The sequence below is a fragment of the Bifidobacterium panos genome (assembly GCF_012932445.1).
Classification (GTDB): Bacteria; Actinomycetota; Actinomycetes; order Actinomycetales; family Bifidobacteriaceae; genus Bifidobacterium; species Bifidobacterium panos.
Map to the genome: position 1 here is coordinate 32,131 of NZ_JAAIIJ010000015.1, position 14,295 is coordinate 46,425.

At 59.5% G+C, this 14,295-nt stretch carries 12 protein-coding genes; 8 read left to right on the forward strand and 4 right to left on the reverse strand.

The window, feature by feature from the left end; all coding sequences use genetic code 11:
* The first annotated feature begins 9 nt into the window (after positions 1-9).
* Positions 10-1,239: a multiple monosaccharide ABC transporter permease gene (gene mmsB, locus G1C94_RS04095; protein ID WP_172145003.1), complete on the forward strand. Its 1,230-nt coding sequence runs from the start codon at positions 10-12 to the stop codon at positions 1,237-1,239.
* Between the two features lie 80 nt (positions 1,240-1,319).
* Here mmsB and G1C94_RS04100 read toward each other — a convergent pair whose 3' ends face one another.
* The 3 genes from G1C94_RS04100 to G1C94_RS04110 form a co-directional block, all read right to left on the reverse strand.
* Positions 1,320-1,652, reverse strand: coding sequence for a hypothetical protein (locus G1C94_RS04100; protein ID WP_216656846.1), 333 nt, complete (start codon positions 1,650-1,652; stop codon positions 1,320-1,322).
* Positions 1,653-1,658: 6 nt separating this feature from the next.
* Entirely contained in the window at positions 1,659-1,922 is a 264-nt protein-coding gene (locus G1C94_RS04105) for a hypothetical protein (protein ID WP_172145006.1), read from the reverse strand.
* 98 nt (positions 1,923-2,020) lie between these two features.
* Positions 2,021-3,541: a xylulokinase gene (locus tag G1C94_RS04110; RefSeq protein WP_172145009.1), complete on the reverse strand. Its 1,521-nt coding sequence runs from the start codon at positions 3,539-3,541 to the stop codon at positions 2,021-2,023.
* A 151-nt stretch (positions 3,542-3,692) separates the two neighbouring features.
* Here G1C94_RS04110 and G1C94_RS04115 point away from each other — a divergent pair, with 151 nt between their 5' ends.
* The gene (locus tag G1C94_RS04115; RefSeq protein ID WP_172145012.1) at positions 3,693-4,919 is read left to right on the forward strand and encodes an ROK family protein; all 1,227 of its coding nucleotides are present in this window, start codon (positions 3,693-3,695) and stop codon (positions 4,917-4,919) included.
* Between the two features lie 26 nt (positions 4,920-4,945).
* On the opposite strand, the gene G1C94_RS04120 is transcribed toward G1C94_RS04115, so the two are convergent.
* Entirely contained in the window at positions 4,946-5,593 is a 648-nt protein-coding gene (locus G1C94_RS04120; RefSeq protein ID WP_172145015.1) for a YesL family protein, read from the reverse strand.
* Between the two features lie 355 nt (positions 5,594-5,948).
* On the opposite strand from G1C94_RS04120, the gene G1C94_RS04125 reads away from it, so the two are divergent.
* The 6 genes from G1C94_RS04125 (at position 5,949) to G1C94_RS04150 (ending at position 14,261) form a co-directional block, all read left to right on the forward strand.
* Positions 5,949-6,992, forward strand: a complete 1,044-nt coding sequence (locus G1C94_RS04125; RefSeq protein WP_253902305.1) for an ABC transporter permease — start codon at positions 5,949-5,951, stop codon at positions 6,990-6,992.
* Between the two features lie 24 nt (positions 6,993-7,016).
* Positions 7,017-7,949, forward strand: a complete 933-nt coding sequence (locus G1C94_RS04130; RefSeq protein ID WP_172145018.1) for a carbohydrate ABC transporter permease — start codon at positions 7,017-7,019, stop codon at positions 7,947-7,949.
* Positions 7,950-8,011: 62 nt separating this feature from the next.
* Positions 8,012-9,799 (forward strand): extracellular solute-binding protein, encoded by a 1,788-nt coding sequence (locus G1C94_RS04135; protein ID WP_172145021.1) that lies wholly within the window; start codon positions 8,012-8,014, stop codon positions 9,797-9,799.
* Between the two features lie 166 nt (positions 9,800-9,965).
* Positions 9,966-10,640, forward strand: coding sequence for an SGNH/GDSL hydrolase family protein (locus tag G1C94_RS04140; RefSeq protein WP_216656848.1), 675 nt, complete (start codon positions 9,966-9,968; stop codon positions 10,638-10,640).
* Positions 10,633-12,102, forward strand: a complete 1,470-nt coding sequence (locus G1C94_RS04145; RefSeq protein ID WP_172145024.1) for an alpha-L-fucosidase — start codon at positions 10,633-10,635, stop codon at positions 12,100-12,102. The genes G1C94_RS04140 and G1C94_RS04145 overlap by 8 nt, the downstream gene beginning before the upstream one ends.
* 29 nt (positions 12,103-12,131) lie before the next feature.
* The gene (locus tag G1C94_RS04150; RefSeq protein ID WP_172145027.1) at positions 12,132-14,261 is read left to right on the forward strand and encodes a beta-glucosidase family protein; all 2,130 of its coding nucleotides are present in this window, start codon (positions 12,132-12,134) and stop codon (positions 14,259-14,261) included.
* Positions 14,262-14,295 lie beyond the last annotated feature (34 nt).

Consider the following 14,295-nt stretch of genomic DNA (forward strand, 5'->3'; position numbering starts at 1 on the left):
CGTTTTCAAATGTCAGATACAACCACCACGGCCGTTAAGAAGAACGGCGATGGGGCCGAAACCCAGTCGCTGAAATCCCTGTTGCTGGGCAACGCTCGATCCTACGGCATCTTCTTCGCGCTGATCGTCGTGATCATCGTGTTCCAGATTCTCACCGGCGGCCGTCTGCTCAACCCGAACAACGTGGTCGCGCTGTTCCAGCAGAACGCCTACGTGCTGATCACCGCCATCGGTATGTTGATGGTCATCATCGCCACGCACATTGATCTGTCCGTCGGCTCTGTCGTCGCATTCATCGGCGGCGTGGGTGCCTTCGCCATGAAGAACTGGGGCATGAACTGGCTGCTGGCCATCCTGCTCATGGTCGTCATCGGCTTGGCCATTGGCGCCTGGCACGGCTTCTGGGTCGCCTACGTCGGCGTGCCCGGCTTCGTGACCACTTTGGGCGGCATGCTTATCTTCCGTGGTTTGGCCACCGTCGTGGCCGGCGAATCCATCCCGGTGTCCGACGCGGCCTTCCGCGCCATCAGCAAGGACTATCTGCCCAATTTCCTCGGGTTCTGGGGAGAATACTCCAGTAATGCCATCATCGTTGGCGTTGTTGCCATCGTGCTGGTCGTCTGGCTTCAGCTGCACAAGCGCGCCAATGCCATCAAGAACGGACTGCCTGTCCAGCCGATGAATTTCATCGTGCTGAAGTGCGTGGTTGCGGTTCTGGCCATCGGCTATGTGACTTACCTGCTGGCTCGCTCCGGCAACTCCACTCAGGGCGGTATCCCGATTGTGCTCCTCATCATCGGCGTGCTGATCGGCATCTACTGGTTCGCCTTGAACCGCACCGTCTACGGCCGCAATGTGTATGCCGTCGGCGGCAACCGTAAGGCTGCGATCCTGTCCGGCATCGATACCAAGGCCACCGACTTCAAGATCTTCCTGAACATGGGCTTCCTGACGTCGATCGCCGCGGTCATCACCCTGTCTCGTCTGGCCTCCGCCACCGCGCAGACCGGCATGGAGTTCGAAATGGACGCCATCGCCGCCTGCTTCATCGGCGGCACCGCCGTCACCGGTGGTATCGGCACCATCCCCGGTGCCATGGTCGGCGCTCTGATCATGGGTGTGCTGAACCAAGGCCTGTCCATCATGGGTGTGGACGCCGCTTGGGTCAAGACCATCAAGGGTCTCGTCGTTATCGCCGCCGTGGCCTACGATCTGCTCTCCAAGCGCAAGAAGGGCTGATCCTTCAGCCTGAACTGAACGGCAAATGGGGCATCGCTTCAACGGCGATGCCCCATTTTCGTATGAATTAGGTTGAAAATTTAACGCTTGTTGCGCTGGTTTTTATTTTTGGGAGCGGCGGGCTTGAAAAAATCCCACTTGTCAACAAAAAAAGAATGAACCGGAGGAATCTTGGCGATGATGAATCCAAAAATCACCCCGCCAAGAATGGTCCACGTGCTCAAATCCTGCTTGAGCAGCATGAACACGATGTAGATGATGGCGATCACGAACCCCACCATCGATGAGATTCTGCCCTGCTTCTCGGTCATTTCGCTGCCGCGGGAGGGCAACGCGCCGAGAAACAGCCCTACGGCCAGGGAGATAACGCCCATCACCACGGCGATGGCGATAACGATGCCTGATGTCTGCATGATGAATCACTGCTCCTTCGTGTGATCGTCGGTGTCAGAGGTGCTGGGCTCTTCGGTTTCTTCGTCCGAACGTTTGCCTTCTTTGAGCCACAGCTGAACGGCACTGAAGCCTGTGTATAGTATCGCAACGCTGATGCAGACGATAAGAATGATGCTCGGTGCGGTGGCTAGAGCGCCATCTTTGATGTCTTGCGAAACGGATTGGACGAGCCATGCGATGCACGCGACACAGGTTAGCGCATACAGTCTCATGCGGAAGCCGTCGTTCATTGTTCACTCGATTCTTAAGTATTGAGACGAAATAGCCGAAGCGCTATCTGTCTATAGGATAGTCGCTTCGGCTATTGTATATGGCTGTAAGCCCTGATTCAGCCGCGAGCCTTGGCGTAGGCCTCGTAGACGGCGGGCGTCGGCTCGCCGCTTTCGGTGCCCTCGATGGTGAGCTGCCATGCCGGCGGTTCGGCCTCGCCCGAAAGCACCCAGGCGGCCTGACGCGCGGCGCCGATGGCCACATATTCATCGGTGGCCGGGCGGGTCACATCCATGCCCAAAATCGAGGGAGCCAACGTGCGGATGGCCACGGACTTCGCTCCGCCGCCGATCAGCAGGATGCGCTTGATGTCCGCACCGAGGGAGCGAATCAGCTCAAGGCAGTCGCGCTGCGAGCACAGCAGGCCCTCCACGAAGGCGCGCGCCAGATTTTCCTTGGTGGTGTTGTGCAAGGTCATGCCCGTCAGCGAGGCCTTGGCATCCGGACGGTTCGGCGTGCGCTCGCCGTCGAAATACGGCACCAGCGTGATGCCGCCGGCACCCGGCTCGGAGGCGAAGGCCAGCTTGGCCAGCTCGTCGTAATCCACACCCAACGCGGCGCGGCCGGCATCGAGAATGCGCGAACCGTTGATGGTGCAGGCCAGCGGCAGATAGTGGCCGGTGCAGTCGGCGAAGCCGGAGACGGCACCCGTCAGATCATAGGTGGGGTTTTCGGAGATGGCCGCGGCCACGCCGGAGGTGCCCAGCGACACGGACACATCGCCCACGCCCATGCCCAGGCCGAGTGAGGCCATGGCGTTGTCTCCGCCGCCGGGCGCCAGAATGCAGCCGCCTTCAACGTCTTTGCCGGCAATGGCCGCACTGGCCTTCACCGAAGCGGCGTCACGCGGCCCCAACACTTCGGGCAGCACGATCGAATCGGCGTGCGCCTTGGCCGCGTCCGCGCCCTCGGCGGCCTCAAGCACCATGGCGATCAGATCGCGGCGGTATTCGTTCGAGGCGGCATCGAAATAGATGGTGCCGGAAGCGTCGGAACGGTCGGTGAACAGAGCGTCGAGGTGCGCGTCCTCGCCTTCGGCGACCGGGCCGTAACCGGCAATGCGCCAGCTCAGCCAGTCGTGCGGCAGGCAGACGGCGGCGATACGCTTGGCGTTGTCCGGCTCGTTCTCGGCCACCCAAGCCACCTTGGTCAGCGTGTAGGAGGCGACGGGGGAGGAGCCTACGGCCTTGACCCAGCGCTCAACGCCGCGGGCCGTCACGTCGTCAGGTTCGCCGGCCTCGGCGGGGGCGGCACCCAGCTTGTCGATCAGTGCGGCGGCTTGCGGGGCGGAGCTGGTGTCATTCCATAGCATGGCGTCGCGGATGACGCGTCCCTGCTTGTCGAGAATCACCATGCCGTGCTGCTGGCCGCCGACGGCCAGTGCAGCCACGTCGTCAAGCCCACCGGCTTGCTCGGCAGCGCTTTGGAACGCCTCCCACCAGTATTCGGGATTGACGCTGGTGCCGTCGGGGTGCTTGGCTTGGCCGAAGCGCACCAGTTCGCCGGTTTCGGCATCGGTGACGCGCACCTTGGTCGACTGGGTGGACGTATCGACGCCTGCCACGAGAATTCGGGTCATGATAGCTCCTTCGCGTTGACGATGACCTGTGCTGCTGGAGACACGCAGCAAAACAGCCAGTAAGTAAAACGGTTAAACTAATAATAGTGCAACCTATAAACTTCAGTATTAACACTGGTGTTTCTTGGAAATAGTGAGGAAGTGACGGCATATGGCGGTGCTACGCAGCATCAATCAGGACGGCTTGCGAAGTCATAACCTGTCCGTCATGCTCGACACCATGTTGCGCGCCCGCAAGCCAATGAGCCGTGCCGACCTCGCCAAGGAGACCGGGCTGACCAAAGCCACCATGTCGCTGTTGGCGTCAATGCTGATCGCAAACGGCATTGCCGAAGAGGGCAAGCCCCAGAGTTCCGCCAATTACGGCCGTCCCTCGACGCCGCTGGTGGTGCGCGGCGGGCGCATTTGCGGGCTCGGACTGCAGATCAACACCGATGGCTATGGTTGCCTGGCGCTCGATATCAGCGGGGACACGCTGGGTCGCGAGTGGATAAGCGCCGACATGACCGGCAGCGACCCGGACGACATCTTCGCCAAGCTCGATGGGATGGTGAAATCGCTTGAGAAGCAGCTCAAGCGGCGCGGCTGCGAAATCGTGGGTTCCGGGCTGGCGTTGCCGGGCGTCGTGACCGAAGGCAAGTGCCTGCTGATGGCCCGCAACCTCGGCTGGGAGAATGTGGATCTTGGCCGCTTCGACGTGGTGAGGCGTCTTGATGCCGCGCCCGGCAACGAAGCGAAAATGGCCGCTCTTGCGCAGATTCCGGGATATGCCACCGTGCGCGCGGATTTCCTCGATGTGGTCGATCGCACCGATTCCTTCATCTATCTGTCCACCGACATCGGCATCGGCGGCGCGGTGGTGCGCGACGGGGAAGTGGTGCCCGGCTCGCACGGGTTCGCCGGCGAGATCGGCCACTTGTCGATTTCGATGAACGGCCCGGTGTGCCGTTGCGGGCGCCGAGGTTGCCTGGAGGCATTCGCGGGTCGGTTGGCGCTGATCGAGGCCGCGGGGATTGCCAGAGGCGATCAGGCCTCGTCCGCCGAGGCGCTTGAACGCTTCCTGCAGGGGTGGCATCACAGGGAGCATGCCGTGGTGGAGTCGGTGGAGCAGGCCACGGCGGCGCTGGCTTCGGCCATTATTTCGGCGGTGAACCTCATCGATGTGGACACCGTGCTGCTGGGCGGAGCCTGGACCAATTTCGGCAACGAGCTGACCGACGAACTCACCAAGAGACTGCGCGCGCATATTCTGGTGCACTCGGCCATGCAGGTGAGCGTATTCTTGCCGCCGGTGTCCGATCACCCCTCGCTGTACGGTGCGGCCGAAATCGGCCTCCGTCGCTTCATCGACGACCCGATGCGCTTCATCACGGCGTAAAATCGCCCGGTACCGACCGGCTGCCCTCAGTCGTGCGCGTTGACGAAGGTCTGTTGTTCGACGGAGCCTTGGGTGCCATAGCGTTTGAAAGCCCACAGCAGCAACAGCGACTTGGCGTATGCCACCCACGCCACGCCGAACAGCAGGGCGAGCACGCGGATGAACGGCACGAACCAGGCTATGGCCAGCGCAATCACATCGATGGCCAGCAGAGCCAATGTCGCAGGCCATGCGCGCCACGGGAACATCGCGGCCAGTTTCCATTGCCGTGGAATAGGGTTTTCAAACCGCGCCTGAATGGGGAAGAGGTATTCGGCGATCAGCGTCACCACCACGGCCGCGATGATCAGCGCAATCAGCGGGCCATACGAGAGATCGGTGTCATAAGTCTTCCAGAAGGCCATTCCGAAGATGATCAACGCCGCGAGCGCCACCAGAATGAGCCCGGAGACAAGTCCCTGTTTGAACTCGCGTTTGAAGCGCTTGCAGTATTCACGCACCAAGGGGATGTCATCATGCTCGTCGTAGGCGAACATGGTCGAATACAGCGCTGCGCGTGCGGGTCCGATGGTGACGATGGGGACCATGCTGAGCAGATACACGATGTTCAGCGCGGTGAAGTGCAGCAATGTATCCATGAAACGCCAGAATGGTGCGTTGATATTGAAATGCATGATCCTCCTGGATTGTCCGTGACGTATCAGTGCATCACGTTCTTCTGGATTGCCTTAAGTGACCTTGGGGGCGAGTTGTTACCAGCTTGCCACGGTGTTACGACACGCCCCGTACGTCGCGTCATTGGCAACATCAAGACCTAATATTTGTTGCAATTCCGCGGATTGTATTCTGCCTCACCATATTTGCCCCCTTTGTCAAGCGAAATGACGATTTGACGAGATAAGCGCTTATTTATAAACTAATAAATAACAGATTCGGAGTTAAGAGAGAACCCCTTTGGGGTGTCCCCTCCTGGCTTCGGCCCGCAGTTACCTGCATCTGCAGTCATCTGCATCTTTCAAAGGAGACAAGATGGAGTCCACAACAACCACATCGGGCGGGAATGCGCTCGCCGACGGTGTTGGCGGAACGACAGAGACCGAACCTGCGCCAAGGACAGCCAAGGATCGTCGTGCCGCCAATAAGGCCAAGAAGATGGCCGGCAATATTGATTACAACAAGAGGCATGGCATTCGGCTGTTCCTGCTGATCGCCCCGCTGCTGATCATGGTGGTGCTGTTCAGCTACCTGCCGCTGTTCGGCTGGCTATATGCCTTCTTCGATTATCAGCCGCCGATTCCGCTGTCAGAAAGCAAGTTCGTCGGCCTGCAGTGGTTCAAGATGATGGTGCAGAATCCGGCCCAGCTGCAAACCATCGGCCAGGTGCTCATCAACACCTTCGCCATGTCCGGCCTGAACATTCTGACGTCGTTCTTCCCGCTGTTCTTCGCCATCGCGCTCAATGAGATTCGCGCCAAGCGCTTCAGGAACCTCATCCAGACGCTGACCACGCTGCCGAACTTCATCTCTTGGGTTCTGGTCTACGCGGTGGCCTTCGCCATGTTCTCCACCACCGGTATGTTCAACGAGCTGCTGCAGAACCTGCATATCATCAGCGAGCCAATCAAGTTCCTCGATTCGAGCGACCACACTTGGCTCAAGATGCTGCTGTGGAGCCTGTGGAAGGGCCTGGGCTGGGGGTCGATCATGTACCTCGCGGGCATCGCCGGCATCGACCAGGAGCTGTATGAAGCCGCTCAGGTGGACGGCGCAAACCGCTTCCAGCAGATCATCCACGTGACGATTCCGCAGCTGCTGCCCACGTACTTCGTGCTGTTGATGCTTTCGATCTCCAACTTCCTGAACAACGGCATGGATCAGTACTTCGTGTTCCAGAACGCCTTCAACCTCAAGTACATCCAGGTGCTTGACCTGTACGTGTACAACGTCGGTATGGGCAACAACTCCCTGTCGTACGCAACCGCAATCTCCATGCTGAAGTCGCTCGTCAGCGTCGGCTTGCTGATTGCCGTGAACTGGCTGTCCAAGCGCACCCGTGGCGTGTCGATCGTCTGATGAGGAAAGAGTAGGGAAGCAATCATGGCAAAGAAAATCAAGCAGGGCGTCTCTCCGGCTATGCGCCGCACCAAGGGCGAGAAAGTCTATAATGTCTTCAACATTATCTTCTTCCTCTTGTTCGCGTTCATCTGTGTTTATCCGTTCTATTACCTGATCGTCAACTCGTTCTCCGACAACAACGCTTCGGCGGCCGGCGAGGTGATGTGGTGGTTCAAGGGCTTCCATCTGGAGAACTACAAGAACGTTCTGGCTTTGGACGGCTTGGCCACCGCCGCGTGGATCTCCGTGGCCCGAACCGTCATCGGCACCGTGCTCACGGTGCTGGCCAGCGCCTATCTCGGCTTCATGTTCACCCAGCAGAAGATGTGGCACCGCGCGTTCTGGTATCGCTTCGTGGTTATCACTATGTACTTCAACGCGGGCCTGATCCCGATGTTCATCACGATGAAGAACCTGCACCTGACCAATAACTTCTGGGTCTATATCCTGCCGGCCGTCGTGCAGCCGTTCAACATCATCCTGGTGAAGACCTTCATCGAATCGATCCCCCCCTCGTTGCAGGAAGCCGCTGAGATGGACGGTGCGGGCACGTTGACGGTGTTCACACGAATCGTGCTGCCGATGTGCACGCCGATTCTGGCCACTGTCGGCATCTTCTCCGCGGTCGGCCAGTGGAACTCCTTCCAGGACACGCTGATCTACATGACGGATTCCAAGCTCTACTCGCTGCAGTACGTGCTGTACACCTACATCAACCAGGCGAACGCGCTGGCTGCTTCGGTGCGAGCCAGCACGGGTAGCGCCGTGAATGTGGCGGCTCTCGCAACACAACAGACCCCCACTTCGATTCGTATGACGGTCTCCGTGATCGTGGTGCTCCCGATTCTGTTCGTCTACCCGTTCTTCCAGCGCTTCTTCGTCAAGGGCATGATGCTTGGCGCGGTCAAGGGCTGAGCCCCGTCGTTTTTTCTCATAACTGAATAACAAAAGAAAGGAATACAAGGAGGTTTCCAATTATGGAATTCAAGACAGCACTCACCCGAGTGTTCGCGGTCGGCGTGGCCGCGACTATGCTCTTCTCGTCGGCCGCTTGCGGTAACAGCAGCGCCAGTGACGAGGATGACAACTCCCTGATGACCGTTGAGGTTTTTGACGGTCTGGCGAACTACCAAGGCGAACAGAAGGGCTGGTTCGCCAAGATCATCAAGGACAAGTTCAACATCAAGCTCAACATCGTGGCGCCGAACGTCGCGGGTGGCGGCAGCACCCTGTTCGATACCCGTGCCGCTGCCGGCAACTTGGGCGACATCGTGATCTACGGTTATGACACCGGCAAAGGCTCCAAGCTCGTCAAGTCCGGCCTGATCGAGGACATGACCCCGTATCTTCAGGACACGGAGTACATCAGCAAGTACAAGGAAGCCACCGATTACGTCAATGAACAGATCGGTCAGGAGTCCGGCGTGTGGGGCATCCCGTCGGCCGTGGTCGAAAACCTGACCCCTGACGAGCCGTCCGAAGGCCTCGAACCGACTTTCGGCCCGTACCTGCGTTGGGATCTGTACAAGGAGGTTGGCTACCCGGAGATCAACACCCTCGAGGATCTCGTCTCGGTGCTCAAGCAGATGCAGGACAAGGCTCGTGAAGAGTCCGGCAGCGACGACATCTACGCTATGTCCCTGTTCAAGGATTGGGATAGCAACATGATGAACAACGCCAAGCAGCCGACCTGCTTCTATGGCTATGACGAAGTCGGCTTCGTGCTGGCCAAGGGCGACGGCTCCGATTTCGAGTCCATCACCGAGGAAGACGGCATCTATGAGCGCACGATTAAGTTCTTCAATGCAGCCTACCGTGCCGGCATCGTCGATCCGGAATCCACCACCCAGAACTACGACACCATGAACTCCAAGTACAAGAACGGCAAGGTGCTCTTCTCCTTCTGGCCGTGGCTTGGACAGGCCGCTTACAACACCAACGAGAATAAGGCCGCGGGCAAGGGCTTCATGCTGGCGCCGCTCAAGGACATGAAGATCTTCTCCTACGGTGCCACTCCCCGTGGCGACAAGACCATGATCGCTTTGGGCTCCAAGGCCAAGAACAAGCAGCGTCTGGTCAAGTTCATCGACTGGCTGTACTCCCCGGAGGGCGTCTATGCCTCCTCCAACCAGACTGGCGGTTCCGCCGGCGTTCAAGGCCTGACTTGGGAAGTCAAGGACGGCAAGCCGGTCCTGACCGACTTCGGCTCCGCGGTGCTTTCCGGCGAATCCAAGAACGTGCCGGATGAGTGGGGTGGCGGTTCGTACTCCGACGGTATCTCCGCTCTGAATTTCACCACCGTGAACGTCAATGATATCGATCCGAACACCGGCTACACCTATAACCCGGTCATGTGGCCGAGCGAAATCGAAAAGGCCAACGAGAATCCGCTGAATAAGGATTGGCAGGAGCATATGGGTGCCTCCACCACCATGGAGTATCTGAAGAACAACAACATGCTGCTTGTCGGCGCCGGCTCCAGTTACGTCCAGCCGGAGGAGGACTCTCAGATCTCCACCCTGCGCGGCTCCATCAAGACCGAAATCGTCAACTCCTCTTGGAAGGCGTCCTTCGCCGATTCCGAGTCCGAGTGCGAGAAGATCTTCAGTGATATGATCAAGACCGTTCAGGGTCTGGACATTGATTCCGTGCTGGAAGTGGATATGAAGAACGCCAAGGACCAGGACCAGTCTCGTAAGGATATCCTGAAGGAGTATCAGAACAAGAAGTCCTCCAGCTCCGAGTCTTCCGAGTCCTCCGAGTGATGAGGTGTCCATCCTCGTCGCACAATCCATATAACTGAAAGCGGTGGGGTGCCAGATGTGACGAACCGGTATCTGGCACCCCACCTTTCTTCGTATAACACCCGCAAATCCTCGCTCATAGGAGCCGAGTACCGCTATAACACCGCATGACGCAAAGGAATCACAGTTGATTTTTGAAAAGCATTCTCGCATTGTTTTCATAGGCGATTCCATCACGGACGCCGACCGCGACCGCACCGCCATCCCCGGAGGCTGGGGCTATGGGCATGGGTATGTCAACACGCTGCATAATCTTCTTACGGCCGTATATCCCGATAAGGCGTTGTGCACCATCAACGAGGGCATTAACGGCAACGATATTGTCGACATGTCCTCACGCTGGCAAAGCGACGTTATCGACATGAATCCCGATTACGTATCCGTCATGATCGGCGTGAACGACGCTTGGCGCTATTTCGACGGCCCGCTGTGGCAGGCCCGCCTCAACACGGTGGAGACGTACGAGCGCATCTACGACGAGCTCATCGAGCGCACGAAGCGTGATGCGCCGAATCTTAAAGGCATCATCATCATGCGTCCGTTCATGTTCGAGCCGAACCCGCAGGACGCCATGCGCGCCAAAGTCGAGGAGTTCGCGGCCGCATCCAAGCGCGTGGCCGAACGTCACGGCGCGATTTTCGTCGACACGCAGGCGGCCGTGGACCATTGGCTCACCCAACTGCACGGATGCCTGGCGAGCCAGGATCGCGTGCATCCGTACGAACGCGGCGCCATGATCATCGCCCGCGCGTGGTGCCAAGCCGTAGGCTTCGATTGGAACAGGAGCACATTCGATGATTGATATGAAGACAATCGAGGCGGTTATCGCCTCCGGCCCCTACACCGACACGTGGGAATCCCTGAGCCAAGCCCCCGTTCCGGCCTGGTTCCCGGACGCGAAGTTCGGCATCTTCACGCATTGGGGGCTGTATACCGTTCCCGAATACCGCAACGAGTGGTATTCGCGCAACATGTACATCGAAGGCTACCCGGAGTTCGAGCATCATGTGAAGACCTACGGCCCGCAGAAGGAGTTCGGTTACAAGGACTTCATCGGCATGTTCACCGCTGCGGGCTTCGATGCGAACGAATGGCTCGACCTGTTCAAGGCGAGCGGCGCGCAATATTACTTCCCGGTCAGCGAGCATCACGACGGCTACCAGATGTACCGCAGCGAACTGTCGCATTGGAACACTTGGGAAACCGGCCCGCACCGCGACATCATCGGTGAACTGCGCGAAGCCACGCTGAAGCACGGCATGCACTTCGCCACCTCGAACCACCGCGCCGAGCACTGGTGGTTCATGGGGCACGGCAAGGAGTTCGATTCCGACGTCAAGGAACCGCTCAAGAAAGGCGATTTCTATTGGCCGTCCACACAGCCCGAGCCGCACGAGTCCGATATCGCCAGCGAGCCCGCGCCGACGGCCGAATACCTTGAGGATTGGCTGTTGCGCGTGTGCGAGATTATCGACAACTACCGCCCCGAGCTGCTGTATTTCGACTGGTGGGTGCAGCACCAGGCATTCAAGCCGTATATGAAGAAGCTCGCCGCCTTCTATTACAACCGCGGCATCGAGTGGGGAACGCCCGTTTCGATTTGCTACAAGCATGATGGACTGGCGTGGGGTGCCGGCATCGTGGACGTGGAGCGCGGCGGCTTCGGGGTGCCCACGCCGTTCGTCTGGCAGACCGACACGGCCATCGCGCGCAATTCGTGGTGTTATACCGATTCGCTGGAATATAAGTCGCTGGCCGAGTTGATTGTCACGCTCGTCGACACGGTGAGCAAGAACGGCAACCTGCTGCTCAACGTGGGGCCTCGCGCGGACGGCTCGATCGCCGAACATGACCGCGAGCTGCTGGCCGGCATCGGCACTTGGATGAAAGCGAACGGCGAAGGCATCTACGGCACCCGTCCCTGGCACATCACCGGGGAAGGCCCCACCAAGCCCGAGGGCGGCATGTTCTCCGAAAAACTCATCGAGTGGACGGCTCAGGATTGGCGGTTCACCACCAAGAATGGCGCAATCTATGCGTTCTGCCTCAATCCGGCAGGCCAAAGCGAGCTGAAGCTCTCCACATTCGCCCGGTATCACGACCGCATCAAACCGCCATTCAACGGGCTCGTGACTTCGGTGGAGCAACTGGGCGCAGGGGAAGTGTCTTACGAGCGCACGGATGATGGGATGACCATTCGTCCCATTGCCCGCGAAGGCGAGCAAAGCGCGCTGCCCATCGGGTTCAAAATCAATGTCGGATAATCAAACAATGCAAGAAAGAGTGATCAGCAATGACCGCCATCACTGAACACAACAAGGCTGTTGCCAGGGAACTGCTGGGCAAGCTCACGCTGGACGAGAAAATCGCCATCGTGCACGCCGCCGGCCTGTTCAAAAGCGGCGACGCGTCTCGCGTGGGCATCCCGTCGTTCAAGATGGACGACGGCCCGATGGGCGTGCGTGCCGAACTTCACAATGACAACTGGGCGCCGCTGTACAACACGCGCGACTACGTGACCTACCTGCCCTCCGGTTCCGCCGTCGCCTCCACATGGAACCCCGACCTTGCCCGCGCCACCGGCGAGGTGCTGGGTGCCGAGGCGCGCGGCCGCGGCAAAGACGTGATCCTGGGGCCGTCCATCAACATCAAGCGCGGCCCCTTATGTGGCCGCAACTTCGAATACATGAGCGAGGACCCGGTGCTGACGGCCGCCCAGGGCGTCGCCTACATCCAAGGCGTGCAGAAGAGCGACGTGGCCGCATGTGCCAAGCACTACGCCGCCAACAGCCAGGAAACCGACCGCTTGGACGTCGACGAAACCATCAGCGAGCGGGCCCTGCGCGAGATCTACCTGCCGGCCTTCGAAGCTGCCGTCAAGGAGGGCGGGGTGCTGTCCATCATGGGTGCCTACAACCTCGTCAACGGCGAGCAGTGCTGCGAATCGAAGAAGCTGCTTGACGACATTCTGCGCGACGAATACGGCTTCGAAGGCTTCGTTGTTTCCGATTGGAGCGCCGTCAAGCGCACCAAGGAAAGCGCCGAAGTCGGCCTCGACGTCGAGATGTCCGTCACGCCGAACTTCGACGAATACTATTTCGCGCAGCCACTGAAGAAGGCCGTCGAAGCCGGGGAAGTCAAGGAAAGCGACATTGACAAGAAAGTACTCAACGTGCTGGCCGTCATGGACGCGCTGCACATGCTGGGCGACGATAGGAAAAGCCGCAAGGCTGGTTCATACGCCACGCTCGACCATGCACGCACGGTGCTTGACATCGCCCGCGAATCCATCGTGCTGCTCAAGAACGACGGCAATCTGCTGCCGCTCGACGAGCATAAGATGAGCAGACTGCTGGTCGTCGGCGCCAACGCCGACCGCATCCATTCCAACGGCGGCGGTTCGGCCGTGATCAAGGCGCTGCACGAGGTTTCGCCGCTGCTGGGACTGAACGGCACGTTGGGCGGCAATGTCGAGATCGAATACGTCGAAGGCTATGAGGCGCAGCAAGTCAACCAGGATGAAAGCTGGCAGGAGGAAAGCCTCGAAAACTCCACGGGCTCGGATGCCAACGACGCCGAGCGCGCGCGTGCGTTGCGCGACGAGGCCGTGGCCAAGGCGCGCGAATACGCGAAGCTTGGTGACCCGGTGCTGTTCATCGGAGGCCTCGACCACGAGCACGACTTGGAAGGGCGCGACCGCACCGACATGCGCCTGCCCTACGGCCAGGACGAGCTGATCGAGGCACTGCTCGACGCTGCGCCGAACACCATTCTCGCCTTCGTGGCCGGCTCGCCAATTGAGATGCCGTGGGCCGCCAAGGCCAAGGCCATCGTGTGGAACTGGTACGCCGGGTGCGAATCGGGCACTGCGCTGGCCGAAGTGCTGCTGGGGCACGTCAATCCAAGCGGGCACCTGCCCGAGACCTTCCCCGTCGCGCTCGCCGACGAACCGGCCCACGCGATTGGCACGTTCGGGCTCAAAGGCCACGTCGATTACCAGGAAGACATCTATGTAGGGTACCGCTATTTCGTCACCAAGCAGGTGCCTGTGCTTTTCCCGTTCGGACATGGCCTGAGCTACACGAGCTTCGAATACTCCGACTTCGCGGTGAAGCGTGAAGGCGACATTATCCGCGTGACCTTCACCGCCGCCAACACCGGCGATCGCGCTGGCAAGACCGTCGCCCAGGTGTATCTCGGGCTTGAAGGAACCGGCGAAGACCGCCCCGCCAAGGAGCTGAAAGGCTTCGCCAAGGTGGAGCTTGCCGCCGGTGAGCGCCGCGAGGTCACCATCGACATGCCCGCCGACAAGGCGCTGCGCTATTGGTCGAACAAGGCCAATGCCTATGCGCTCGCCCCCGAGGCGGAGGTGTTCGTCGGAAAATCCGTCGAAGAAGTCACCCATGCCGGTCGTGTCGCCTGACGCTTATCTATAAACTATTAAATAACCCAAATAA

Bases quoted from the DNA above. Each gene is read 5' to 3' on its own strand.
- G1C94_RS04100 (WP_216656846.1), bottom strand. From the start codon at position 1,652: ATGCAGACATCAGGCATCGTTATCGCCATCGCCGTGGTGATGGGCGTT.
- G1C94_RS04130 (WP_172145018.1), top strand. From the start codon at position 7,017: ATGGCAAAGAAAATCAAGCAGGGCGTCTCTCCGGCTATGCGCCGCACC.
- G1C94_RS04105 (WP_172145006.1), bottom strand. From the start codon at position 1,922: ATGAACGACGGCTTCCGCATGAGACTGTATGCGCTAACCTGTGTCGCG.
- mmsB (WP_172145003.1), top strand. From the start codon at position 10: ATGTCAGATACAACCACCACGGCCGTTAAGAAGAACGGCGATGGGGCC.
- G1C94_RS04145 (WP_172145024.1), top strand. From the start codon at position 10,633: ATGATTGATATGAAGACAATCGAGGCGGTTATCGCCTCCGGCCCCTAC.
- G1C94_RS04125 (WP_253902305.1), top strand. From the start codon at position 5,949: ATGGAGTCCACAACAACCACATCGGGCGGGAATGCGCTCGCCGACGGT.
- G1C94_RS04150 (WP_172145027.1), top strand. From the start codon at position 12,132: ATGACCGCCATCACTGAACACAACAAGGCTGTTGCCAGGGAACTGCTG.
- G1C94_RS04110 (WP_172145009.1), bottom strand. From the start codon at position 3,541: ATGACCCGAATTCTCGTGGCAGGCGTCGATACGTCCACCCAGTCGACC.
- G1C94_RS04120 (WP_172145015.1), bottom strand. From the start codon at position 5,593: ATGCATTTCAATATCAACGCACCATTCTGGCGTTTCATGGATACATTG.
- G1C94_RS04135 (WP_172145021.1), top strand. From the start codon at position 8,012: ATGGAATTCAAGACAGCACTCACCCGAGTGTTCGCGGTCGGCGTGGCC.
- G1C94_RS04115 (WP_172145012.1), top strand. From the start codon at position 3,693: ATGGCGGTGCTACGCAGCATCAATCAGGACGGCTTGCGAAGTCATAAC.